We start from the raw sequence: 22,428 nt of genomic DNA, 5'->3' as shown, positions 1-22,428 counted from the left end.
CTAGCTGCGCCACTTCATCCCAACGAGTTCGGCGACGTCGGCCAGATACCCCCGTTGAGTACCGATGCCGCCGTCAACGCTGATGACCTGCCCTGCGCCTCGATGGTCTGGTACACGCCGGTGAGCATGACGTCGATGGCATCACGAAACGCCGAGAGTTGTTGCGACGGTTCGCCAATACTGGGCATGATCCCGGCATTGGCCAAGAAGAAGTCCAGCCGTCCCAATTCATCAAGTCCCCGATCGATCAGCGTCGTCAACTGATCCCCATCGCGAACGTCGGCCTGTCCGGCCACGATCCGGCGCCCGGCCTTCTCGACCAGCCAGGTAGTCTCGTCCAGATCCTCAGGGGCCAAGATTTAGGATGAGATTAATGCAATCAACCACCCCATATATTAGGTATAACGTGTAGGAATCGGCTGTTGCTTTGAGTATCAGCTTATTGGGTTCATGGGTCAGTCGCCGATCACGCCGGGCGACCATCGGATGCCCGCACCGATGGAGGTCAGGTGAAACGCAAGATTCTCGAGCCCGCACACGATGAGTTCCGCAACACCGCACGCTCGTGGTTCGAACCTCCCGTGTGCCGCATACCGAGGAGTCGTAGCAACGCGGCCACGTCGACCGAGAAGTAGGCAAGCTAAATCTGCTGGGCTGGGAGATGCCCGCGAAGTACGGGGGTGCCGACATCGTCGATTTCCGCTTCAACGCATCATCGCCGAGGAGTTCTGGCTCACCGGCGCCGTGGGCTGGGCATCGCTCTGCAGAACGATATCGTGTCAGGCTACCTACGCGATCTCGCCACCGCAGCAGTCCCGCATCAGACATATAGTACACTCTTTATTGGCCCGTTGGCCGTGGCCCACGGACGATTACCGCCAAGCCCCGTGGGCCGAAACGCCGAGAATAATGCCGTTTCGCGGCCCGCCGGCCGCCGATGAGCGCATTCGACCACGAGCACGGATGGGAGCCAGCACCGCAATGAGCAGACTCAAGGGACAGGTGGCCATCGTGACCGGCGCCGGCCAGGGCATCGGCCGAGGGATCGCCGTGCGATTGGCCGCCGAGGGCGCATCGGTGTGCGCGGCGAGCCGCACGCACTCCCGGGTGGCCGACGTCGTCGAGCAGATCACCGCCTCCGGTGGAACGGCGATCGCCATCGGCTGCGACGTGTCCGACATCGACGCGCTGAAGGGCGTTATCGACCGCACCGTGTCCGAATTCGGCTCACCGACCATCTTGGTCAACAACGCTCAGAGCGGGGTGAGCGCGGGAGTACCGGTCCCGTTGGAGGACACCACCAGTGACATGGTGCAATCGGCGATGAATGGCGGGCTGTTCCCAACCTTCCATGCCATGCAAATGTGCTTGCCGTACATGAAGCAGACCGGCGGCACCATCGTGAACATGGCGTCGTCCACTGGCGTCGACGGCGACCCGGGGTTCTCCGCGTACGGCACCAACAAGGAAGCGATCCGCGGGCTCACAAAGCACGCTGCCAAGGAATGGGGCCGCTACGGGATCACGGTCAACGTCTTGTGCCCTGCCGCCCTGACGGAGAACGTGGCGAAATACGCCGAGCAGCATTCCCGCTGGTTCGACGGTGTGCTGAAGAAGGTCCCACTAGGACGGCTCGGCGACTCCGAAACCGACATCGCACCGGTCATCGTGTCTTTGGCCACCGATCTGCGCTACGTCACAGGGGCCACCCTCATGGTCGACGGTGGCCGCACCCTGCTCCGCTGAGCGCCCCGATAGCTAGCCAACCGCGGAGGACACCGCATGCGGACATACGACCGACTATTCATCGACGGACAGTGGCTCAAGCCGCACACCGACACCCACGTCGAGGTTCACTCACCCGCCACCGAATTGCCAATCGGCCAAGTGCCGCTGGCCGCTGTCGCTGACGTCGATCGCGCGGTGCGCGCGGCCCGGGCGGCCCACGAAAGTCGTGAGTGGCTCGACCTTGGGCCCGCCGAGCGCGGCGAGCGCCTCGCCCGATTGGCCAAAGCGCTCAAGGCGCGCGGTGACGAACTGGCCGAACTCATCTCCGACGAGGTGGGCAGCCCGCGCGCCTGGGCCGCCAATGCCCAAGTCGGCTCGGCGATCGGCGTACTTCGCGTGCATCAACGGCTCGCCACCACCTATCCATGGCGGGAGACACGCCCGGCATTGACCGGCGGGACCGTGCTGGTCCGACGCGAGCCGGTCGGTGTCGTCGCCGCCGTAGTCCCATGGAACGCACCACTATTCACCACCGCACTCAAGATCGCGCCGGCGTTGCTGGCCGGCTGCCCGGTGGTACTCAAGCCGTCGCTGGAGGCCCCCCTGTCGCTGTTCGTGCTCGCTGAAACCGCCGAACAAGCGGGAATCCCGCGGGGCATCCTCAACGTCGTCCCCGCCGACGACTCCGTCAGCGCACATCTGGTGACTCACCCGGAAATCGACAAGGTCAGCTTCACCGGATCGACGGCAGTGGGCCGCCGGATAGCGGAGGCCTGCGGCCGCGACCTGCGCCGCCTCACCCTGGAACTCGGCGGCAAGTCCGCCGCCATCGTCACCGACGATGCCGAAATCTCCGAGGCGCTGATCGACGCGCTAGTGCTCGGCGCGATGGCCGGTAGCGGCCAAGTATGTACGTCGTTGTCCCGCATACTGATTCCCGGCACACGGTATGACGAAATGGTCCGCGCGCTCGCCGACCGTGTCCGGTCCCTTCGCGTCGGAGATCCCGCGGATCGCGCCACCGAAATCGGCCCCGTCATCTCGGCACAGGCACTGCAACGGATCGAAGCCACCGTCGAGCAGGGCGCAAAGACCGCCCGACTCGTCGCCGGCGGACGCCGACCGGCGGACCTGACCACCGGCCACTACTTCGAGCCGACGTTGTTCGCCGACGTCGACACCACGTCCGCGCTGGCCCGTAACGAGATCTTCGGCCCGGTGGCGCTTGCTATCGAATACTCCGACGACGACGAGGCCGTCCGGATCGCCAATGACACGCCCTACGGTTTGGCGGCCAGCGTATGGACCTCCGACCCGACCCGCGCCGAACGCCTCGCTGCCCGGCTACGAGCCGGTTCAGTCGCCGTAAACTCCTCAGCCCCAATCGATCTAGGTAGTCCCTTCGGCGGCTTCAAAGAATCAGGCATCGGCCGCGAAGGTGGCCCCGAGGGCGTCACCGGCTTCATCGAATACCAATCGATCCTGCTAGGCGGGACCACCGACGAATGACCCGAACCCACGACCGTCCGACCGACAAAAAGGTAGCGCGCGATGGCATCCGTTGACAGCACACCCACAATTGACCTCGACGACCTGAGCTGGTGGACCAGACCGGCCAACGAGCGAGACGCCGCGTTCGCATGGCTACGCGCCAACGAACCCCGCCCGTACTGTCCAGAGCGCGACACGCAAGGCAACCCGCGCGGCGGAGGCTTTTGGGCGTTGACGCGCTACGACGACATCCGGGAGGTAAGCCGCCGCGCCGGAGACTTCTGCTCGGGGCAAGGCACGCTCATCTTCGATCAGTCGCAGGCCATGCTCGAGTACCGCAGTTCGGTGATCACTATGGACGACCCCGAGCACACCCGCGTACGAAAGATCGTCTCCCGCGGCTTCACTCCCCGCTCGCTCGAGCGCGTGCGCGCCGACGTCGATCAACAGAGCCGGGCCATCCTCGATAGCGTGCGCGAGCGTGGTGCATGCGACTTCGTCACCGAAGTTGCGGCCCTGCTTCCGCTCCGCATCGTCAACGACATGATGGGGGTTCCGCGCAGCTATGAACGGCGCATATTCGACCTCACCAACATCATCATGGGCGCAAGCGATCCTGAATACGTCCCCGACCAGAGTCCGCGAGCGGTCGGCTCGGCCATCTACGCCGCCAGCGACGAACTCGCCGCGCTGCTAGCAGAACTCGCCAACGATCGGATCAACACTCCCCGTGACGATGTGACCACCGCACTTGTCGCGGCGCGCAATGAGGACAACCTAAGCCCCCAGGAACTTGCCGCGTTTTTCATCCTGCTCATCACCGCAGGCAACGAGACCACCCGTAACGCAATCGCGCACGGCATGCACGCCTTGACGTTGTTTCCCGATCAGCGGGCGCTGTGGCTGGCGGATCCCCAGACCCATACCAAGGCTGCGGTCGAAGAAATCGTCCGGTGGGCCTCGCCGGTCTTGCACATGCGGCGCACGGTCACCCGCGACGGTGTAATGCTCGGCGACCAGGTATTTGAGCGCGGAGACAAAGTAGTGCTCTGGTACCGCTCGGGCAATCAGGACGAAACCTACTTCGAACGCGGCACGGAATTCGACATCACCCGAAAGCAAATCGCGCACTTGGGATTCGGCGCCCCCGGACCTCACTACTGCCTGGGCGCGAACCTGGCCCGACTCGAGCTTTCCATCTTCTTCCTCAAGCTCTTCTCCACGCTGCCAGATATCCGCACGGTGGGCGAGCCGGACTACCTGCGGGCCAACTTCGTGCACGGGATCAAGCACCTACAGGTCGAGTACATGCCGAGCTGACCGCGAGTGACCGGTGAGAAGCCGAGCGCCTGCGCGCCGGCCGATCGATACTGGGCGTGCGCGGCGGCTGTCGGTCCACGCAGCAACCGACCGAGCGGAGCGCAGATCGTCTGCACGTCCTGGGCCACCATGTCTTGCGGCATTCCACCGATCGAGGTCCAGAGAAACAGCGTTTCACACCGACGTCGATATGAGTTCGATGGCCTGCGACGCGCCGGCGTGCGGCGCAACGAGGAACCGCAGCTGCGCTGCCCTGACCGCTACAGGCCCACCGTCGTCGAACCGGCGACTTGCACCGCAGTCTAAGCAGACTACTCATTTAGGGGCCGGTCCGGCGACCGGACAGCGGTCGTGGCGGCTCTCGCGCAGCGTTACTTGACAGCGTATAGTTGTTGTCGACGATGGATTGAGACCCCGATCCATGCTGGCGAGCTGGTTGCCTCAGCTTCGAACAGAGAAGGGACATGATGACGAAACTCTGGGCCAATTCCGGTGACTCGCACTTCCTGGAGCCCGACGAATTATGGCGGGACAACTTGCCGCCTCACCTTGCCGAACGCGTACCAAGGTCCGTCAAGGATCCGGACGGCGAGTGGGAGACTGTCCATATCGACGGTATGGCGTTCCGGCGCAAACTTCCCACCAGTGCCGCACGCAAGTTTATGGAGATGACCGTCGGCGCTCCGGGCGGCAAGGACGTATCGGTGCGCATTAACGACCTGGACAACGAGGGCGTGTGGGGCGAGGTCGTCTACCCTTCACTTGGGTTGTGGTGCTCGTCGTTCCGCAGCCCAGAACTGCTGCGTGAGGCTTTGCGGGTCAGCAACGACTGGGCGTACGAAACCCTGGAGAAAGCCAGCCCGCGGCTGGTCACCGTCGGTCAAGTGTCCACACTCGACGTCGGCGACGCGGTCAAGGAACTGGAGCGCATCGCCGAGATGGGCTACCGCGCGGTGTTCCTGCCGACCCTGCCTCATCCCATGCAGAAGGATTACAACTATCCCGAGTGGGAACCGTTCTGGGACGCATGCGATGCCGCGAACATGGTCATCGCTTTCCATATCGGCAGCGAGCCCGTCGATCTGAGTGACAAGACACGCAACCCTGGCCAGAAGTACCGCGGTCCAGGCGGCGCCGTCCTCAACTACACCGAGACGACGTTCGAAGGCCAGCGGGCGGTCATGAAGCTGGTCGCGTCCGGCGCACTGGACAAGCGACCGAACCTCAAGGTGTTGGTCTCCGAAGGCGGCGCCACATGGGTTCCGTTCATCGCCGACCGCATGGAGGAAGGCTACCGTCAGCACCACATGGCGGTGCGGCCCAAGCTCGAGCGTCCGATCCGCGAGCAGATCTTCAGCCAGGTGTACGCCTCGTTCCAGCACGACAAAAGCGCGGTCGCGGCCGCGACCTACATGGGCTACCACAACGTCATGTGGGGCAGCGACTACCCCCACATGGAGGGGACGTTCGGCCACACGCAGGAGACTCTGCACGAGTTGTTCGACGACGCCGATCCGAAGGTGGCCGAGCGGGTCATGCGCGGCACGTTCTACGAACTGTTCCCCGATGTGCCGCAGGTTCCCGTCGAGGAGCCCGTGGGTGCCGGCGCCTGATGTCCGACAATGTCCTGCACGATTCGCCGAGGGAGTTCCTATCCGACGCGGTGTCCTCGGGTGAATGCGACGTGCAGTCCGTCATTCCGCTCGACGATGGGACTTACTCTTGCGGCTGCTCGTGTAAGGACTGGGTGATGACCGCCGAAAGCCTGCAGGCCGGGCTCGAGCTGGCCCGCAAACACACCGCCGAGACCGCGGCCGCCAAAGCGGTCTCGGCCAGGGCAGGCGGTTAGGTCTGCCGGTCTGTTGACGAGATGAAGCGCCGGCCGGAGATTCCGGCCGGCGCTTTCTTGCCGCGCGAGGTCAGCGCAGGGTGATACGAGCGCCGCCCGACGTCGATGTCACTTCACCCGCCACGCCAGTAGGCTGCCGGTCGAACCGCGTCGCGCGTGGTCCCACCGTGGACACGACAAGCTGTCCATCGACGCTCTCGACCGCCCACTCCTCCTCGTCGTACTGCAATCCCGCACGATCAGGCGCGGTGACGGCCACGGCCGGACCCAACCGGACGTACAAACCCGCCTCGATGCCGAGGTCGTTGAGCACCGGCAGCGCCTCCGGCCTGGCCAAGATGGTGCCAACGGAGCCGAGCCGAACGGCGGCATCGGTGAGTTGCCGCATGGCTGTGACCGTTTCGGCACTCAAACCGATCACCATTTCGGTGTTCAGTCGGCGGATGTACATCTCCGAACGACGCGCGTCCCAGTTCCACGGTTCGGCGTTCGAATGCACCGCGCCCGCCACGCCAGCACCGACGCGAAACGCATCAATCCACGGCGTCTCGGATGGGGTGGCCGTCACCAGAACGTGACTGCCCTTGCCGATGCCGTGACCGCGTAAGACCTGCGCAGCCCAGGCACTGTCGCGTGCGAAATCGTCTTCGCTGACGGTGAAGTCGATGACATCGTCACCTACCTTGTAGCGCCCGATCCAAGCGATTCCTGGCCGCTGAAGCTTTGCAGCCCTGGCGATGGTCGATTGTTGGCTCATGACTTCGCAATCCTCGGAATCTTGGCCGCCGACGAGGCACGGGCGACGATTTCCTTCTCCTCGAGCAATTCGACGGTCGGGGAGATACCGACCGCTTCGGCCAAGCCTGCGCAGATCCGCTCACGCAGTTCGCCGGTGTCCTTGGTCAAATCCGGTGCATAACCCACACGCAAGTGCAGCTCATCCACCTCTTTCTGCGGCCGGATGATTTGGAACAGCGCCGAGCGGGTCTCGTCGAATTGCTCGATAACCGCCCATACTTCCAGCGGCATGACCGATTTGCCCCGTACGATCGTCAGGTCGCCCGCCCGCCCCAGCGGCCAGAACCGGGCATGAGTACGACCGCATTCGCACTGCTGCCGATTCACTCGCACCAGATCCTCAGCGCGATAGCGGATCAACGGCGCAACGAGGTTATCGAGGTCGGTCGTGACCAATTCGCCGACTTCCCCTTCGATTACCGACTCGTTCTTGTCGGGGACGAGGTCCTCCACCAAGACGGTGTCCTCGTGGACGTGGTATCCGTTGTGCTGCTTACATTCCCACGCGGTTCCGGTGTCGCCGGCGCTCGTCCACATCACCAGGTCGGTGTCCCATTCCTCCCGGACGGTCTGCTGCATGCGCGACCCCATCGGCTCACCGGCGAAGGTCATGAACTTCAGCGGAGCCAGCGCCTCACGCATGTCGCGGTGATGACTGAGACGCTCGAGTTCCGAAATCAGCGGTCCCACAACATGGATCTGCCTGACGTCGTACCGCTTGATGGCGTCCAGCACCGCATCCCATTGGCCAAACCAGCTGTCGATCGCTATCGGTACGACACCGAGGATTCGGTGCTCGTGGCAGGACGCACCGCGAAACGTCGCTGACCCGGTGATCGCGTGGTCGCCCGGTCGCAGGCCGTGCTCCCAAAGTGCCCGCACCCAACCCACCATCAGCGGGATGTACTCGTCATATTGCTCGTTGAAGAACGTCGGGTCACCGGTGGTCCCCGAACTCGACGCGATCGACGTCAAATCGGCCGGGTCGACGCACAGGATCCCTCCATACGGGTCGCCGGTCTTCTCCCGGTAATCGCGGATCATGTCCTTATTGATGAACGGGATTCGCTCCTTGAAATCCTGCAACGACCGGATGTCGGCTGGCTTGACCCCCGCTTCATCCCAGTGCATGCGGTAGAAGTCCGACCGCTCGTAAACATACGGAATCAGCTCGAGAACGCGTTGCTCCTGCAGTTGTTCGAGTTCCGGCCGCGGCATGGCCTCTATTTCAGGTTCGAACAGATCTTCTTGACTCATCGGTCTCCGGGGATTCGCCGTCGATAGTTAAACAGTATACTCATTCTCCATACCACATCATGGCTTGAGCAGCCGGGCGAGTCAAGGCGCTCCGGCGCTGACATCGCACCCGCTGCTGCCGCTTCCCGCGCGCATTACCGTGGCTGGAGAATGGATTCGGTGCGCTGACGCCGACGGCCTGTTAGACCCCGAGCAGCCCTCGTTCGAGATCGAGCTCGAGTCCGGAGGGTTCGCGGGCAACGACATCGGACAATCCAAATCGGCGACGGATCAATCGCGCATTGGCCGGGGTATATTCGCGCCAACACCTGCACGGCCGCCAACGGATACCCCACACCGGGGTCTAGCCATGTCATGCCTTCTCGGACAAAGCTTTTCGCAGCTCGACGCGGCGAATCTTGCCCGACGACGTCAACGGCATGGCTTCGATAGGAATCCACTTTTTGGGCACCTTGAACGAGGCGAGCCGCTCCCGGCCGTACTCCATCAACCGTGCCTCGTCCATGTCGTAACCGGGATTGAGCAGGACAAATCCCACAGGCACCTCACCCCAACGGACGTCGGGTTGACCGACCACCGCCACGGCAGCCACCGATTCATGCGTGGACAACACAGCCTCGACCTCATCCGGGTAAATGTTCTCGCCGCCGCGAATGATTACGTCTCGCGCGCGCCCGTGCGACGTCACGTACCCGTTTTCGTCCATCGCTCCGAGATCCCCTGTGTGCAGCCATCCGTCGTCGTCGACGACCTCGGCGGTCGCCTCAGGTTGGCCAAGGTAGCCGACCATGCGCATGTCCGAACGGGTACAAATCTCCCCCACCACACCGTCGCGAGCCGTACGGCCGTTGGGCAGGGCGATGCGTACGTCGCGGCCTGCCAACGGTCGTCCCAGCGATGTCGCCTTTAGCTCAGGCGGGTCGTCGCGGCTCGATTGCAAAAACGCCGGGGCTTCGCTCTGCCCATAGCTGACAATGCACTCCACGCCGAACCGCGATTCGACCGTGCGGATCGTCTCCGGCGGAACGTAGGCGCCTCCCCCCATGACGGTGCGTAGGGAGGGTAATTGATCCGGGCTGAAGCCGGGCCGCTCGAGCAGGTCGTAGAGGATGGTCGGCACCGCCGCCACGACGGTCGCCGCGGTGTTCTTGACGAAGGCGATCAGTTGATCGACGTCGTAACGTGCCAAGGTGCCGAACGACGAACCGGCGGCAAGCACACCCAGCACAATCGCCACCGAACCGCCGACGTGGTGCAACGGCGCCGCGGTCACCAGGATGTCATCGGCGGTATGCCCCCAGCCCCCTACCCACAGTGCCCCCGCGTTGACCGATGCAGCGTGGTCGAGCACCGCGCCCTTTGGTCGTCCCGTCGTGCCGGAGGTGTACTGAATGATGAAGGGCGCCTTGGGATCGACGGTGGGCAAGGAGTGGGTGCCGTCGGTCGATCCCGCCCATTCGACCAACTCCAGGACTTGCGGGCGCGCCGCGCATGAGCCCGCCGCCGACCGCAGGGAGTCGATGACGCCTCGTCCACGGAACTCGTTCACCGCCAGCACGACACGGCTGTCGGTCATGCTGAGGATGTGAACGAACTCGTCTTCACGCATCGCGGGATTCATCGGCACCAGCACCACACCCGCGAGGGCGCAGGCGTACTCGAGCAATACCCACTCGATCGAATTGGGGCCACAGACCGCGACCGCCTCGCCTGGTTCGACGAATTCGAGCAGTCCCCGGGCCATCCTGCACGCGTCGCGATAGACGTCGGCGTACGTCAAAGCGGTGATCGTGTCGCCGGCGGCCGACCAGTACAGCGCAACCCGGCCCGCATCGTGGCGCGCGCGGTGTTGCAGTAATGCACCAACGGACTCGTCGATCCAGGGGAAGTCGGGATCACGCAGCCACAACGACAGACCGTCGACCTTGCCCATCGCTACCTCCAGCAATCTGTCATCACCCACTGATACGGCACTATATTCGGCACGTATACGGGTGGCGAAAATAGTGTCCTAGATTGCGCTTCTGCGGCTCGCTTGCGTTCCTCTCAACATCAACAGGGTCGACCTGCAGGCGCCCAATCCGGCCGATAGACCGCGGCAGCGCTGACCGAAGGAATCCTCTCAATACCGCGGTTTACCTCGGTTTTTAACCATTCTTGAGACCGGCTAAGCTGGCCGCGACGCGGCGCTGTAGACCTCACCCTGGTGCGAAAATCCGGGTGCCCGGCACCGACGGGAACAGGGTTCGAATAGAGTGCTCTTTGTTGTACGCTCGATGAGCGGTTGACCAACGTTCACCTACGATCTGGTCTCGCCAGCATGCGACAGGAGACCCACATGGCGCTCGTACAAGACGCCGTCGGCGAATTGCCCTACCGTCGGGGCGTTTGGGTGAGCTTCGACCAACACAGCTACGAGGCGTCCGGACGCGAAGTGCCGCTGGCCGGCGACCCGCGTGGTGAGAGCCCGCCGACTTCTACGAGCGTGTGGCCGGTGTGCCCCAGGGCGAAAGATGCGCCCGCTGGCGTCACCGGTTGCGACATGCTCGACGTCCGTTAGAAACGACCACGGTACTTATCGAGAGATCAAACATCAGGAGATCAAAGAATATGGAGACCAAACTCGAGCCGTTCGATTTCCGGCTCTCGGAATACGGCAAGGCGACCGAATATGTCCAGCCTCCACAGCCGTATCTCGCACAAAAGGTCGCCGATCTTCGGTACGAGCGTGTCGAAGAGGGTGTCGTCTACCTCTACCGGCACGACGACATCATCAAAATCAATCGACACCCCAAGGTCCTTGGCGTTGGTGGCCGCGGACCGGCATTCGGGGTTCCCATGCCACTGATCCCACTCGAGATCGACGGCGACGACCACGCCAAGTGGCGGCGCATCCTCGATCCGATGTTCACGCCCAAGCAGGTGGCACGTCTCGAGGATGCGGTGCGCCGACTGGCCGGTGAGCTCGTCGACGGGTTCGCAGGAGACGACATCGTGGACATCACCCAGCGCTATTGCGTGCCGCTGCCCTGTCTGACATTTCTGCAATTGTTCGGTGCTCCCACAAAGGATCTCGATTTCTTCCTGCAATTCATGAAGGACATCCTTCATCCCACCGGAAAGACCGCCGAAGAGAACCAGGAGATCGGGGCTGCCGCCGGCATGCGCCTGGTCACCTACTTCACCGAGCACCTCGCCAATCGTCGCGCCACCGAGCCCCGCGATGACGTCCTGGGCATCCTGCTAGAGACTGAGATTGACGGCGAACGGTTAAACGACATGGAGCTGATGAACATCATCACGCTGATGATGTTCGCCGGCCTCGACACGGTGACATCGTCACTTTCGCTGATGCTCGACTGGCTCGCTCGGCATCCCGACGAACGCGCCCGGGTCATCGCCGATACGTCGCTGATTCGCGGATTGGTTGAGGAACTACTGCGCTACGAGTCGCCGGTGCCTGTCGGCACGCGCTACCCGACCGAGGACGTTGACCTCGGTGACGGCCTCGTGATTAAGGCCGGCGAGGCCATCCTCGCATCGTGGGCGACAGCGAACCTCGATGCGTCGGTGCACGACGATCCCTTGCGTATCAACATCGATCGGCCGCGTCATCAGCACATCGCTTTCGCCAGCGGCACGCATCGTTGTCTGGGCTCCAACCTCGCCCGCATGGAGCTCAAGATCGCGATCGAAGAACTGCACAAGCGCTTGCCACACTATGAGCTCGCGCCTGGCGAAGACGTCCGATACGTTAACCTGCCGGTGCGCAGCGCGGAGTACCTGCCCCTCAAATTCCTGAACGGCTGAACGGCGGTCCCCGGCCGCAGCTCAAGAAGTACGGAGGGGCGGCCCGCCGCTCGTTGGCAGGCGCCTATTGACTGCGGGTACCGCCGCCGGGGTAGCCACCGCCACCGAACTTCTGGTCCAACAGCGCATAGTCCTTGCCGCCGGTGACCAAACGTGGGAGCGCGTCGAGGAATTCGACGAATTTTGGTTTCTTGTACGACGCAATGCGCGCCTTGCAGTGGGCGATGACGTCTTCTGCCGTGACCGTGTGTCCCGGTTCAACGACGATGATCGCCTTGACCGATTGCACGTACTGGGCATCCGGCACACCAATGATGGCCGCTTCCTTGACCGCATCGATTTCCTCGATACACCGCTCGACTTCCGCGGGATAGATGTTCTCGACACCGGACTTGATCATCTGTGTCTTGGGTCCGATGAAGTTGATGATGCCGCCTTCGTCCCGCAATCCGAGGTCGTTGGTTCGCCAGCCGCCACTGCGGGTGCGTTCGGCATTGATCTGCGGCCTGTTCCAGTACCCGGCGTGAACCATCGGACCGTTGAACGTGATCTCGCCGACTTCGCCCTGCGGCACCTCGCGACCGTCTTCGTCCAGGATGTAGACGCGCGTCCACGGCGATGGACGCCCAGCCGTCGAAACCCCTGCCTTACCGCCGTATCCGGCGAAGCAGTTGAATCCCGTCGCCTCGGTCTGACCGTATCCACCACGGAAGAACGCCGACGTGTCGGGCGAGACCATGTCGACCCAGCCGGGCACTGGAAACGGCGACCGGAAGCTCGTTAAGTCGTGCGCGCCATCGGCGTTGAGTTCGACGATCTTCTCGATGGTGGGGGGGAGCACGAATCCCGACACACAACGCTCGCGGCTGATCGCCTCCATCACATACTGCGGCTCGGCTCGTGCGATGAATACATTCGTTCCGCCGATGTGAAAGGTGGCCACTGTGAACATGAGGCTGCCAATGTGAAACAGCGGTCCGCAGTTCAAATACACGTATTCCGAAGTGATCTCGGCGAGATAGAAGAGGTTCGCGTCCTGCGTTAGCAGCCCGAGCTGGGTGATCATTGAACCGTTGGGGCGACCACCGAAAGCCGCCGTATACATCACCACGACCGGCAATGCCGGATCGACATCGCCGAACGAGGAGTTCGGTTCGTTCGCTGCGAGCAAACGCTCGTAGCCGTCTTCGCCATCGCCGTCGTGCTGAACCCACAGCGCTTCGCCGCCGACCTTGGTGCGGGCCTCCTTCGACACGTCGCCGGTGATGTCCTCCTGCCAGACCACGACCTTGGGGTCGAGATCTTCGATCACGAACACGAACTCGTCGACGGACTGCCGCCAGTTCACCGGGCATGTCATCGCGCCCAGCCTCGCGCTTGCCAAAATCAACTCGAGCAACCGGTGACAGTTCTGGCCCAGCCACAGCAGCCGATCGCCCTCGCCGACGCCGGCATTCTTAAGGCAACCCGCCAGCCGGTCGACCCGTTCCCGCAGTTGGCGATAGGTGTAGCGGTGTTCGCCACATACGGTGGCGACCTTGTCGGGATAGGTGCGACTGTTCTGATCCAGAACATCACCCAACGTCAACCGATACATATGACACTCCTCATGGATCAGGCCTTCGGCGCGACTTTGGAGCGGACGGAAAGTGCGCATCGCGGGAATCTATTAAGTATCCTTAATCGGGAGGATAGCATGCGCCCGGATTTCGCCGAAGAAAGCGGGATCAAGCACTGGTTAGCGCGGGATCCACCGCGACGGGCCGGCTAGCAGTACGCTCTGTGCAACTCACCGACCGCATGGAGCACACTCAATGACTTCGCCTAGCTATGACTTCGCCTAGCTTGCCGCCGGCCGACACGACCGGCGCACCGGGCTCGAGGGGCAAGCTGGCCCAGTTGACCGCCAAACGCATCGAAGCCGACATTATCCGCCGACGGTGGCCCGTCGGTGCCCTACTCGGCTCCGAGGCCGAACTACGCGAACACTACGGGGTCAGCCGGGCCGTGCTGCGCGAAGCCATCCGCCTCACCGAGCATCACCAGGCCGCCACAATGCGTCGCGGCCCCGCGGGCGGATTGGTGGTCCGAGCCCCCGAGCCCAGCGGCGCCACCCAAGCGATGGTCATCTATCTGGAAAGCGTCGGCACCAACCTCGAAGACCTCATCGGAGCGCGGCTCCTGCTCGAGCCGCTGGCCGTGGCACTGGCCATTGAGCGCGTCGACGAGCAAGGCATCGAACATCTGCGTGCGGTCTTGGCGGCAGACGATTCCGACCTGCCCCACCGCGGCAAGTCCGGCCACGTCGTACACGTCGCGATCGGGGAGCTATCGGGCAATCCCGCAGTCGCGTTGTTCATCGAGATTCTCGCTCAGCTCACTGAGCGCTACTCGAAGGTGACCAACGGCCGCGAGCATGCCGCGACCTCGGCGGCGATCGGCCACGACGGCGTCAACGCCCATCGCGCGGTCGTCGAAGCGATCATCGGTGGCGACGTGGCGCGCGCCCAATTCGCCATGCGGAACCACCTTGAGGCCCTGGGCGCTTGGTTAGCCGATCAGGCGAAGCTGCTGTCGTATCACGCACGCCCCTCGGCCTTCGACAATGTCATCAGCGGCGACAAGCTGGCCGAGGTTGTAGCAGAACGGATTCGACAAGACATCCGTCAAGCCGACGGACGAGTCGGCGATGTACTGGGCTCGGAAACCATCCTGCAAGACCGCTACGCCGTAAGCCGCTCGGTGCTGCGCGAAGCCATCCGCTTGCTCGAATATCACTCCATCGCCCAGATGCGAAGGGGACCTGGTGGCGGACTCGTGGTGTCGGCACCCGACGCCGAGGCGAGCGTGGAGACGATGAGCTTATACCTTGACTACCGCCACATCGAGGTCCGCGATCTGCTCGGGGTGCAGGAGTCCATTGAGCTGGGCTGTGTAGACAATGTCGCGGCGCGTATCAACGAACCCGGCGTGGCCGACCGGTTGCGCGGATCGCTGTTGATCGACGAGCACACACCGGAATCCGACGTGCTGGAAGCCGCCCGGTTATTCCACGCCGAGCTCGCCGACCTCAGCGGCAACCCGATTCTTGAACTCTTCCTCAAGGTGCTGCTGGAGCTGTGGGTACGTCACAGCGCCGCGCTTCCGGTGAAAAACCCCGCCGCCGGGCCCCGCGCCCCGGAGCTGGCCGCCGTGCACGCCGCGATCGTCGACGCGTTGCTGGCCAACGACTCCGGCCTGGCCAAGAACCGACTGCGCCGCTACCTCCGTGCACTCGGCGACTGGTGGCAAGCCTGATCCTGGCGCTTCAGACCCGCCGATCGGGCTCAGGCACCGGCGACATCGAGCCCTCGCCCTAACATCGCCGTCGAGCGCTCGGCGAACTGCGCCGCCCGCTGTTCGTCGAATCCCTCATTGCGCAACAGCGTCGCCAGCCGACTATTGATCAATGAGAACACCAGAGCGGCAAGCACTTCAAAGTAGCTCACGTCCTTAACCGGGCAACCCCGCAAGGACTCGTAGCGCTGCAGTATCGCCTCACGACACGGAATACCCGGCAGTCTGTTCAGCCCGCCGGCCTCACAGATGTACTCCTCGAACATCAACCACCACCCGACGTCGATGCCGGCCGGGCCGATGGTAGCGGCCTCCCAGTCCAGCATCGACACCACAGACAGATCCGTTCCAAAGATCATGTTGCCGATGCGTGCATCGCCCCACACCACCACCGGTGCGACATCGGCGGGTCGGGCGCGTTGCACATAACGCAGCCCATCAGTGATGCAGGACCGGTTGATCTGCAGATCAGCATCGGCCCACCTCGCCCACGCTGTCACATGCTCGACGTAGTCCTGCAAGGGATTACCGGTCGATGACTTGGGCGAAAGCACCGATGCGACCCGCCGCGGATCTAGTTGATGCAGCTCGGCCAGCCGTGCCAGCGCATTGTCATACAAGCGCGCGCGCTCGGCGGCTGACAACTCGGCCACCCAGCCACGCTGGTGATAGCTCGGCACATCGGTCGGTATCCGGCCGTCGATTCGATTCATCAGGTAAAAGGCGGCACCGAACCACCGCGACTCGGGTTCGGCGAAGCGAATTTGCGGCAACGGAAGTCGGCACGCGCCAGCCAGCGCCTGCATGACCGCGGCCTGATGCAGCGCATCGCTGGTCGGAAAGAGCTGATGGCGGGTCGGCTCAATGCGCAGCACCAGGCTGTCATCGTGTTCGGTCGACGCGGCATCCAACCACCGCACACGACACATCACCGTCTCGTTGGAAAATCCGCTCTTCGACGGCGTCACTTCCACATCGTGAACGACGCGCGCACCCGCCTTGGCAACGAACCAGCGGCGCAGCGTGCGACCGGTGGCATCGATGTCGCGCTGCGTGGCAATGGTCACAGACGTCGCCTCCCCAGTCCGACACCGATGCCTGACCCACGACGATAATAGAGTATAAGGAAAGGATGGAAACCTTCGAACCTCATGGTTCGACGCAGGACCGGTTCGGCGCATACCTCCTGCCGGGACGAGTACACGATCCACGCGTTGCCATCGGGCAGGCGCGGGCCGCAGAACATACGGGGCTGTCCACCGCGTGGATCGGTGAACGGTTGGGTAACAAGGACATCGGGCCGCTCGCGGCCGCCGTCGCCCAGGCGACGACCACCATCAAGGTCGCCTCCGGCGTGACCAACATCGGGTTGCGCCACCCGATTCAGCTGGCCTCGACTGCCATGACGCTGCAGGGATTGGCCAGCGGCCGCTTCATCCTGGGATTAGGCCGCCTGAATCCGGCGGCGGCCAAGGCCTACGGTCTGCCCCTCGTCACCAACGCAGTCGTCGCCGACACCGCAGAACTGCTGCGCCGGCTCTGTGGGGGCGAGAAGGTGTCCTATTCGGGCCCCGCAGGCACTTTTCCCAAGCTTCGCCTCACCGACTTGCCCGACACCGCACCACCACCGCTGGTCTTCGCAGCGATCGGGCCCAAAAGCCTCGAATTGGCGGGCACCCACTTCGACGGGGTGCTGTTGCACCCCATGCTCACCGTCGATGCGGTGGCCCGCTCGGCCGCAACGGTGCGCGACGCCGCGCAGCGAAGCGGGCGCGACCCGAGCCAGATGCGGGTGTATGCCTCAGTGCTGGTGGCCCCCGAACTGCCCGAGCAGCAAGAAATTGCCGCTATCGCCGCCCGCGCCGTGACCTATTTCCAGATCGTCGGCTATGGCGAGAGCTTGACCACCGCCAACCAATGGGATCCGTCCCCGTTGACACAGTTGCGCGCGCACCCCTTCTTTGACGGCAGCACCGCCATTGCCGACTACCGGTTCACCCGATACGACCTCACCGACGTCGCCCAGCAGTGCATTCCCAGCGCCTGGATCAAGGCGGCGGCGGCGGTCGGCTCGGCTCGGCACTGCGCCCAACGACTCGCCGAGTACCTCGCCGCCGGAGCCGATGAACTCGTGCTGCACGGCGCGACCCCAGAACTGCTCGGACCGCTGATGGCTCACGCGGCCAACTGCACCGGGTCGACCGGCCCAGCCATTCAGGGCTGCGGCAACGCCAGGATCGGGCCGAGTTGAGCTGCGCCCGAACCAAATAGCTGATTCAGGACATGCGCCCGCTCAAGATACAAATGGATGTCGTGCTCATAGGTGAACCCCATGCCGCCATGCAGGTGGATCGCACTGGCGGAGTTCTCGATTGCCGCGCGGCCCGCGATGAACTTGGCCGCCCGAGTCTGTAGTTCGGCGTCCGGGTGTCCCTCGGACACGGTGACCGCAGCGAACAGGGTCTGCTGCAGCGCGGCGTCCGCCGCCACTGCCATGTCAGCGCACCTGTGCTTGACAGCCTGGTTGACCCCGATCGGCCGGCCGAACTGAATTCGCGTCTTGGCGTGCTCGGCGGTGATCGCCAACGCGCGCTCAGCGATACCAGCTAGCTGCGCCGCCGCCAGCACCCGCGCGATATGCAGCGCAGGATGCGAGGCCGACGCGGCCCAGTACAACACCGGCACCGCGGCCGCATGCGCGCCGGCGATGCGGCTCCCGGGATCGATGCACGACACCCAAGCCACGTCAGCAAGGTCGGCCACCCTGATCAAACCGATCCCGGATTCGCCACCGACCACGGCCCATTCGGCATCGGCCGCATCGACGAGTTGAACAGCACCGGTCAGTCGCGAGGCATCCACACCGGCGCCCACAGCGTTGACCACGCCGGCTCGCGTCGAGCCATCAACGAACCGGGCGCCCAACTGTGCGTCGCCGCCCTGACAGGCGAGCTCGGCAGCGACCACACCTGCCACGAAGGGGCCCGGCAGCAAGGACTTTCCCAACTCACGGAATACAAGCGCATGGTCCTCCAGTCGCAGCCCTTGGCCGCCGACGTGTTCGGGCGCGCTCAATCCGAGGAAACCAAGTTCGGCAGCCGCGTGCCACACCTTCGGTTCGACCGCCGAGGGCGCATCAGCCCGCTCCCGCAGACCGCTGAGCGCACCATACTCAGCGCAGAACTCTGCAGCGGCTGCAGCTAATTCAAGCTGCTCTTGTGACGCCGACATCTCCATCTGTCGATCAGTCCTTCGCGCTCGCCGTCACCTGGGCAGACCCAACACACGTTCCCCAATGATGTTGCGCTGGATCTCCGATGTACCGCCGGATATCGGCACCGAATAGGAGTACAGGTAGTGACCCGACCAGCCCATCGGTCGTGCCCAACGCGAATTATATTGCAGCCCTTGCGGTCCAAGGATATCCATGGCCAGCTTGGCAACCGACACGGCGATCTGGCTGTAGAACAACTTCAGCATCGATCCGCCCGGGCCCGGGGTGTCGGTACGTGCATTGGCGCTCACACTGGCATAGGTCATCGCGCGCATTGCGATGACCTCAGCTCGTGCAGTCGCTAGCCGGCGTGCGATCTCATCATCGGCGATCGCCGGCCGCCGCTGGTCCGGCCCGGTAGTCTCGCGGGCCAGTGCGATGAGATTTTCCACGGTGTTGGACAAGCGGACCTGGCTTGCCGTGAAAGCTGTTCCACGTTCGAAAGCAAGCGTCGACATGGCAACGGCCCAACCGTTGTCGATCTCGCCGACGACGTTGGCGATCGGGATCCGCACATCGTCGTAGAACACCTCGCAGAACTCCGCACCGCGATCGATGGTCTTGATGGGACGGACGTCGATTCCCGGCGAGTGCATGTCGCAGATCACCCACGTGATGCCGTGGTGCTTCTTGCCGCCAGACGTGGTTCGTACGAGCAATTCCTGATAATCGGCGATGTTGGCGAAGCTAGTCCAGATCTTTTGCCCGTTGATGACCAGTTCGTCACCGTCGATCACCGCCCGCGTCCGCAGTGCGGCAAGGTCAGAACCGGCCGACGGCTCAGAGAACCCCTGACACCAGATGGCCTCGCCGCCAAGGATCTTCGGCAGGTGAAAGCTGCGTTGGTCAGGAGTCGCCTTCGTCATCAAAGTCGGACCGGCGTGACTAAGACCGACAAAGCATGCGTCAATAGGCGGAAGTCCGGCCCGCGCGTACTCCTCGTACCAGATGAGCTGCTCGACGAGCGACAGGCCACGCCCACCGTATTCGACCGGCCAGGAGATCCCAGCCCAGCCACCACCCCACTGCGTGCGCTGCCACCCGAGGTCGTACTCACGGATCTCCGCGGGCACATCGGGGCGCTGCTCGGTGGGCGCATTCTCGGCCAACCAGCTACGCACCTCGTCGCGGAACTCGATATGCTCCGCTGAGAACGTTAGGTCCATTCACTCACCATCGTCATCGAGCTGCCCATCAGCAGGCGAGCAATCCCAATCATGATACTCATGAACACTACGAGATAACCAGGCAGTCCCCGTCAGTGTAGGATAACGCGGCAATGAGCATCCTTAATAAGGCCGCCCTGGCGCGGCGGGCTTCGACGGGCCGTCGCGCGGCCGACCGCCTCGTCGTTTGTGCCAGCCACAGCCCCGGCAAAGACCGCGACACCCAATGTCTTCACGGCACAAAGTTTCGCGCAGCCCTTGCCGACGCGGCGCAGCGGTGCACGAGCTTCGATCCCGACGTGGTGGTGTTGTTCGGCGGCGACCACCGCCGCGCCTTCAACCACGTCGTGCCCACCTTCGCAGTGGTGCTCTCTGCGACGATCATCGCCGAGGGCCCGCACCCGCCCGGCACGCTCGACGTCGCGAGCGAGGTGGCCCTCGGCACCAGTGAGTACCTGCTCAGGGCGAACTTCGACGTGGCGGTTTGCCGCGACATCGCACTAGACCACGCCTTCGGCCAACCGTTACGAGACCTCCTAGGCGACCTCGCCGCCAAGCCAGTCATCCCGATCGCCATCAACTGCGCCACCGCCCCGCTGCCCACGGCCGCGCGGGTACTGGATTTCGGGGCGGCGGTAGCCGAGTTCCTTGACCAGCAGCAGCTGCGCGCATTGGTGATCGGTACCGGAGGACTATCGCACTCGCCTCCCAGCCTCGACGTCGATGCCTACCAGCTCACCGATGATGAGCGTCGCCGGCTTATCACCGAAGGCATGCCCGCCGCACGCGAAAAGATCCGCCCCGACTGGGACGAGGAGGTCCTCGCCGCATTCGCGCGCTGGGATACATCCGCGCTGACCCACTTAGTGGATGTAGCGCGCATGCGCGGCGGATCGGGCGCCAACGAGGTGCGGACCTGGCTGGCCGCTGCGGCAGCAGGCGGCGGCACGCCGCTGCGCAAACTGGTCTATCAGCCAGTACCGGAATGGATTACCGGCATGGCCGTGGCAATGTCGGCTTAGCCCGACTCACCGAAAAACCCCCGACGCACGCAACTGGCCGACAACCTCACAAGCTCCTCACCCGAAATGGGATGCAGAATTTCCTTCGCCTTGTTCAAGACGCTGGTCGAGGACGCCCGCAAAATGAGCGCCGACACCACCGGATCGAAGGGGTAGTGCTGCGGGGCTCGCGCCAGCATCGCCGCGGCCGCAGAGTCGAACTGAGCGTCGCTGGCGCGTCCTATCGCCGCGATCAGCGCGCTGTCTGTGACACCGCCGTTCCACGCCTCGATAGAACCGAAATGACGTTCATAGAAGTCATAAGAGCGCGTCAGCCAAGCTGACAACCCATCACGGTCGGTAACCGGATCGAGCGCATCGGCCGCGATCGCAAGCGCGGCGAGCTGAGAATGCATGTCGACACTGATGGCAACGAGCATGTCCAACTTGTCGGTGAAGTACTTATAAAACGTTCCCCGCGCGACCTGCGCCATTTCGACGATGTCCTCCACCGATGTGCGGCGATAACCAATCGCGTTGAACCGCGCGGTCCCGGCACGAACAAGACCCTGGACGGTCTGCGCCGAGCGTCTGCTCAAATTCGCGATCCGGTCTTCGACCGACAAGCCGGCCAGGTCGGGCAGCGCAGGATGTGCGAACGCAATCCCCCCGCGCGGTTCGCTGCGCTCAGGACGATCCAGACCGCTAAACACCTCAGGCGGCGTTTCCGGATACAGCATCGACTGCAGGAACACCGAAAGCGTATCGACGACATCTTGCGTACCGCGCCCATACGCGCGGTCGGTGTGCACGAACAAGTTGACGTCGTGAACGAGTCCGGTGATCATCATCGCGGCCGCCTCTGCATCGAGGCCAGCCATCTCCGACGCCTCCAACCTAGCGGCGATGCGGTGGTTATACCCGCGGATCGACCGCGTGATCTGATCGCGCGCGGTCTGATCCATCGAGGCGACAGCAGACCACTGGATAAACATCGTCGAGTACTTCTCGAAGACCCAGCTCCATTCCCCCAACCACCAGTGCAGATTGTCGAAACCAGTCGCATCGGCGCCAAGCGGGCCGATGCGGCGCGACACCCGGTACAACGCCTCACGGCATTCCTCCAACAACTCGAGGAAGATGTCGTCCTTACCTCCGAAATACTGATACAAGGTGGCACGCGACACGCCTGCCGCCCTGGCCAGAGCATCGACAGAGGTGTCGACATAGCCGACGCGTCCGAACAGCTCGAGGGAAACCTCGGCGATGCGTTTGCGCGTCGTAGCGCCACGCCTGCCGATGCGCGGACTGGTCGGGCCGTAACTCGATCGACGAACGACCTCAGCTTCCGACATGGTCACCCAGCTTAGGCGGGGCTGCCCGCCACCGCTGCCGGCC

19 protein-coding genes are annotated in these 22,428 nt (G+C 63.6%); 10 read left to right on the top strand and 9 right to left on the bottom strand.

Annotation, left to right across the window (positions count from 1 at the left end; genetic code table 11):
* Positions 1-14: 14 nt before the first annotated feature.
* A complete protein-coding gene (locus tag AC5Y5E_RS17660) occupies positions 15-356 on the bottom strand; it encodes an SDR family NAD(P)-dependent oxidoreductase (RefSeq protein ID WP_499904065.1) in 342 nt (113 codons plus the stop codon).
* A 625-nt stretch (positions 357-981) separates the two neighbouring features.
* Between AC5Y5E_RS17660 and AC5Y5E_RS17655 the strand changes: the two genes are divergently transcribed.
* The 5 genes from AC5Y5E_RS17655 to AC5Y5E_RS17635 all read left to right on the top strand — a co-directional run bounded on the left by AC5Y5E_RS17655 (position 982) and on the right by AC5Y5E_RS17635 (position 6,388).
* Positions 982-1,746: an SDR family NAD(P)-dependent oxidoreductase gene (locus tag AC5Y5E_RS17655; RefSeq protein WP_083169307.1), complete on the top strand. Its 765-nt coding sequence runs from the start codon at positions 982-984 to the stop codon at positions 1,744-1,746.
* A 36-nt stretch (positions 1,747-1,782) separates the two neighbouring features.
* The gene (locus tag AC5Y5E_RS17650; protein ID WP_426628970.1) at positions 1,783-3,237 is read left to right on the top strand and encodes an aldehyde dehydrogenase; all 1,455 of its coding nucleotides are present in this window, start codon (positions 1,783-1,785) and stop codon (positions 3,235-3,237) included.
* 42 nt (positions 3,238-3,279) lie between these two features.
* Complete coding sequence (locus AC5Y5E_RS17645) at positions 3,280-4,539, top strand: cytochrome P450 (protein WP_499904064.1); 1,260 nt, start codon at positions 3,280-3,282, stop codon at positions 4,537-4,539.
* Positions 4,540-5,006: 467 nt separating this feature from the next.
* Positions 5,007-6,152: an amidohydrolase family protein gene (locus AC5Y5E_RS17640; RefSeq protein WP_426628972.1), complete on the top strand. Its 1,146-nt coding sequence runs from the start codon at positions 5,007-5,009 to the stop codon at positions 6,150-6,152.
* The gene (locus AC5Y5E_RS17635) at positions 6,152-6,388 is read left to right on the top strand and encodes a hypothetical protein (RefSeq protein ID WP_067926447.1); all 237 of its coding nucleotides are present in this window, start codon (positions 6,152-6,154) and stop codon (positions 6,386-6,388) included. The genes AC5Y5E_RS17640 and AC5Y5E_RS17635 overlap by 1 nt, the downstream gene beginning before the upstream one ends.
* Positions 6,389-6,458: 70 nt before the next feature.
* On the opposite strand, the gene AC5Y5E_RS17630 is transcribed toward AC5Y5E_RS17635, so the two are convergent.
* The 3 genes from AC5Y5E_RS17630 to AC5Y5E_RS17620 all read right to left on the bottom strand — a co-directional run bounded on the left by AC5Y5E_RS17630 (position 6,459) and on the right by AC5Y5E_RS17620 (position 10,376).
* Positions 6,459-7,145, bottom strand: coding sequence for a hypothetical protein (locus tag AC5Y5E_RS17630; protein ID WP_083169315.1), 687 nt, complete (start codon positions 7,143-7,145; stop codon positions 6,459-6,461).
* Complete coding sequence (locus AC5Y5E_RS17625) at positions 7,142-8,443, bottom strand: phenylacetate--CoA ligase family protein (protein ID WP_499904063.1); 1,302 nt, start codon at positions 8,441-8,443, stop codon at positions 7,142-7,144. The genes AC5Y5E_RS17630 and AC5Y5E_RS17625 overlap by 4 nt, the downstream gene beginning before the upstream one ends.
* Before the next feature lie 352 nt (positions 8,444-8,795).
* Entirely contained in the window at positions 8,796-10,376 is a 1,581-nt protein-coding gene (locus AC5Y5E_RS17620) for a class I adenylate-forming enzyme family protein (RefSeq protein ID WP_083169319.1), read from the bottom strand.
* A gap of 405 nt (positions 10,377-10,781) precedes the next feature.
* Between AC5Y5E_RS17620 and AC5Y5E_RS17615 the strand changes: the two genes are divergently transcribed.
* The gene (locus AC5Y5E_RS17615; protein ID WP_499904062.1) at positions 10,782-11,003 is read left to right on the top strand and encodes a hypothetical protein; all 222 of its coding nucleotides are present in this window, start codon (positions 10,782-10,784) and stop codon (positions 11,001-11,003) included.
* A 50-nt stretch (positions 11,004-11,053) separates the two neighbouring features.
* Positions 11,054-12,253, top strand: a complete 1,200-nt coding sequence (locus tag AC5Y5E_RS17610) for a cytochrome P450 (protein WP_426628976.1) — start codon at positions 11,054-11,056, stop codon at positions 12,251-12,253.
* Between the two features lie 64 nt (positions 12,254-12,317).
* Here the strand turns inward: AC5Y5E_RS17610 and AC5Y5E_RS17605 are convergent, their stop codons facing one another.
* Positions 12,318-13,910, bottom strand: a complete 1,593-nt coding sequence (locus AC5Y5E_RS17605; RefSeq protein WP_499904061.1) for an AMP-binding protein — start codon at positions 13,908-13,910, stop codon at positions 12,318-12,320.
* Positions 13,911-14,083: 173 nt separating this feature from the next.
* Here AC5Y5E_RS17605 and AC5Y5E_RS17600 point away from each other — a divergent pair, with 173 nt between their 5' ends.
* Positions 14,084-15,550 carry a FadR/GntR family transcriptional regulator gene (locus AC5Y5E_RS17600; protein ID WP_499904060.1) on the top strand — a complete coding sequence of 489 codons (1,467 nt, stop codon included), beginning with the start codon at positions 14,084-14,086 and terminating at the stop codon, positions 15,548-15,550.
* A gap of 29 nt (positions 15,551-15,579) precedes the next feature.
* Here AC5Y5E_RS17600 and AC5Y5E_RS17595 read toward each other — a convergent pair whose 3' ends face one another.
* Positions 15,580-16,656, bottom strand: a complete 1,077-nt coding sequence (locus tag AC5Y5E_RS17595; protein ID WP_499904059.1) for a phosphotransferase family protein — start codon at positions 16,654-16,656, stop codon at positions 15,580-15,582.
* Between the two features lie 65 nt (positions 16,657-16,721).
* On the opposite strand from AC5Y5E_RS17595, the gene AC5Y5E_RS17590 reads away from it, so the two are divergent.
* A complete protein-coding gene (locus AC5Y5E_RS17590; protein WP_083169327.1) occupies positions 16,722-17,840 on the top strand; it encodes a TIGR03857 family LLM class F420-dependent oxidoreductase in 1,119 nt (372 codons plus the stop codon).
* Here AC5Y5E_RS17590 and AC5Y5E_RS17585 read toward each other — a convergent pair.
* Positions 17,804-18,826, bottom strand: a complete 1,023-nt coding sequence (locus AC5Y5E_RS17585; protein ID WP_083169329.1) for an acyl-CoA dehydrogenase family protein — start codon at positions 18,824-18,826, stop codon at positions 17,804-17,806. The genes AC5Y5E_RS17590 and AC5Y5E_RS17585 overlap by 37 nt on opposite strands.
* A 27-nt stretch (positions 18,827-18,853) precedes the next feature.
* Positions 18,854-20,029, bottom strand: a complete 1,176-nt coding sequence (locus tag AC5Y5E_RS17580) for an acyl-CoA dehydrogenase family protein (RefSeq protein WP_083169331.1) — start codon at positions 20,027-20,029, stop codon at positions 18,854-18,856.
* Between the two features lie 113 nt (positions 20,030-20,142).
* On the opposite strand from AC5Y5E_RS17580, the gene AC5Y5E_RS17575 reads away from it, so the two are divergent.
* Positions 20,143-21,051 carry a 3-carboxyethylcatechol 2,3-dioxygenase gene (locus AC5Y5E_RS17575; RefSeq protein WP_499904058.1) on the top strand — a complete coding sequence of 303 codons (909 nt, stop codon included), beginning with the start codon at positions 20,143-20,145 and terminating at the stop codon, positions 21,049-21,051.
* On the opposite strand, the gene AC5Y5E_RS17570 is transcribed toward AC5Y5E_RS17575, so the two are convergent.
* Positions 21,048-22,385, bottom strand: coding sequence for a TetR/AcrR family transcriptional regulator (locus tag AC5Y5E_RS17570; protein ID WP_499904057.1), 1,338 nt, complete (start codon positions 22,383-22,385; stop codon positions 21,048-21,050). The two genes, AC5Y5E_RS17575 and AC5Y5E_RS17570, sit on opposite strands and share 4 nt — an antisense overlap.
* Positions 22,386-22,428 lie beyond the last annotated feature (43 nt).

This window comes from Mycobacterium sp. NGS54 (assembly GCF_059812465.1).
The sequence above is the reverse complement of the archived record's forward strand: the minus strand, read 5'-3'. Positions and strand labels throughout refer to the sequence as shown.

Excerpts from the sequence above, each read along its gene's own strand:
- AC5Y5E_RS17585 (WP_083169329.1), bottom strand. The coding sequence starts at position 18,826 with ATGGAGATGTCGGCGTCACAAGAGCAGCTTGAATTAGCTGCAGCCGCT.
- AC5Y5E_RS17645 (WP_499904064.1), top strand. The coding sequence starts at position 3,280 with ATGGCATCCGTTGACAGCACACCCACAATTGACCTCGACGACCTGAGC.
- AC5Y5E_RS17620 (WP_083169319.1), bottom strand. The coding sequence starts at position 10,376 with ATGGGCAAGGTCGACGGTCTGTCGTTGTGGCTGCGTGATCCCGACTTC.
- AC5Y5E_RS17590 (WP_083169327.1), top strand. The coding sequence starts at position 16,722 with ATGGAAACCTTCGAACCTCATGGTTCGACGCAGGACCGGTTCGGCGCA.
- AC5Y5E_RS17610 (WP_426628976.1), top strand. The coding sequence starts at position 11,054 with ATGGAGACCAAACTCGAGCCGTTCGATTTCCGGCTCTCGGAATACGGC.
- AC5Y5E_RS17640 (WP_426628972.1), top strand. The coding sequence starts at position 5,007 with ATGACGAAACTCTGGGCCAATTCCGGTGACTCGCACTTCCTGGAGCCC.
- AC5Y5E_RS17650 (WP_426628970.1), top strand. The coding sequence starts at position 1,783 with ATGCGGACATACGACCGACTATTCATCGACGGACAGTGGCTCAAGCCG.
- AC5Y5E_RS17630 (WP_083169315.1), bottom strand. The coding sequence starts at position 7,145 with ATGAGCCAACAATCGACCATCGCCAGGGCTGCAAAGCTTCAGCGGCCA.
- AC5Y5E_RS17580 (WP_083169331.1), bottom strand. The coding sequence starts at position 20,029 with ATGGACCTAACGTTCTCAGCGGAGCATATCGAGTTCCGCGACGAGGTG.
- AC5Y5E_RS17625 (WP_499904063.1), bottom strand. The coding sequence starts at position 8,443 with ATGAGTCAAGAAGATCTGTTCGAACCTGAAATAGAGGCCATGCCGCGG.
- AC5Y5E_RS17575 (WP_499904058.1), top strand. The coding sequence starts at position 20,143 with ATGAGCATCCTTAATAAGGCCGCCCTGGCGCGGCGGGCTTCGACGGGC.
- AC5Y5E_RS17655 (WP_083169307.1), top strand. The coding sequence starts at position 982 with ATGAGCAGACTCAAGGGACAGGTGGCCATCGTGACCGGCGCCGGCCAG.
- AC5Y5E_RS17570 (WP_499904057.1), bottom strand. The coding sequence starts at position 22,385 with ATGTCGGAAGCTGAGGTCGTTCGTCGATCGAGTTACGGCCCGACCAGT.
- AC5Y5E_RS17605 (WP_499904061.1), bottom strand. The coding sequence starts at position 13,910 with ATGCGCACTTTCCGTCCGCTCCAAAGTCGCGCCGAAGGCCTGATCCAT.
- AC5Y5E_RS17600 (WP_499904060.1), top strand. The coding sequence starts at position 14,084 with ATGACTTCGCCTAGCTTGCCGCCGGCCGACACGACCGGCGCACCGGGC.
- AC5Y5E_RS17615 (WP_499904062.1), top strand. The coding sequence starts at position 10,782 with ATGGCGCTCGTACAAGACGCCGTCGGCGAATTGCCCTACCGTCGGGGC.
- AC5Y5E_RS17635 (WP_067926447.1), top strand. The coding sequence starts at position 6,152 with ATGTCCGACAATGTCCTGCACGATTCGCCGAGGGAGTTCCTATCCGAC.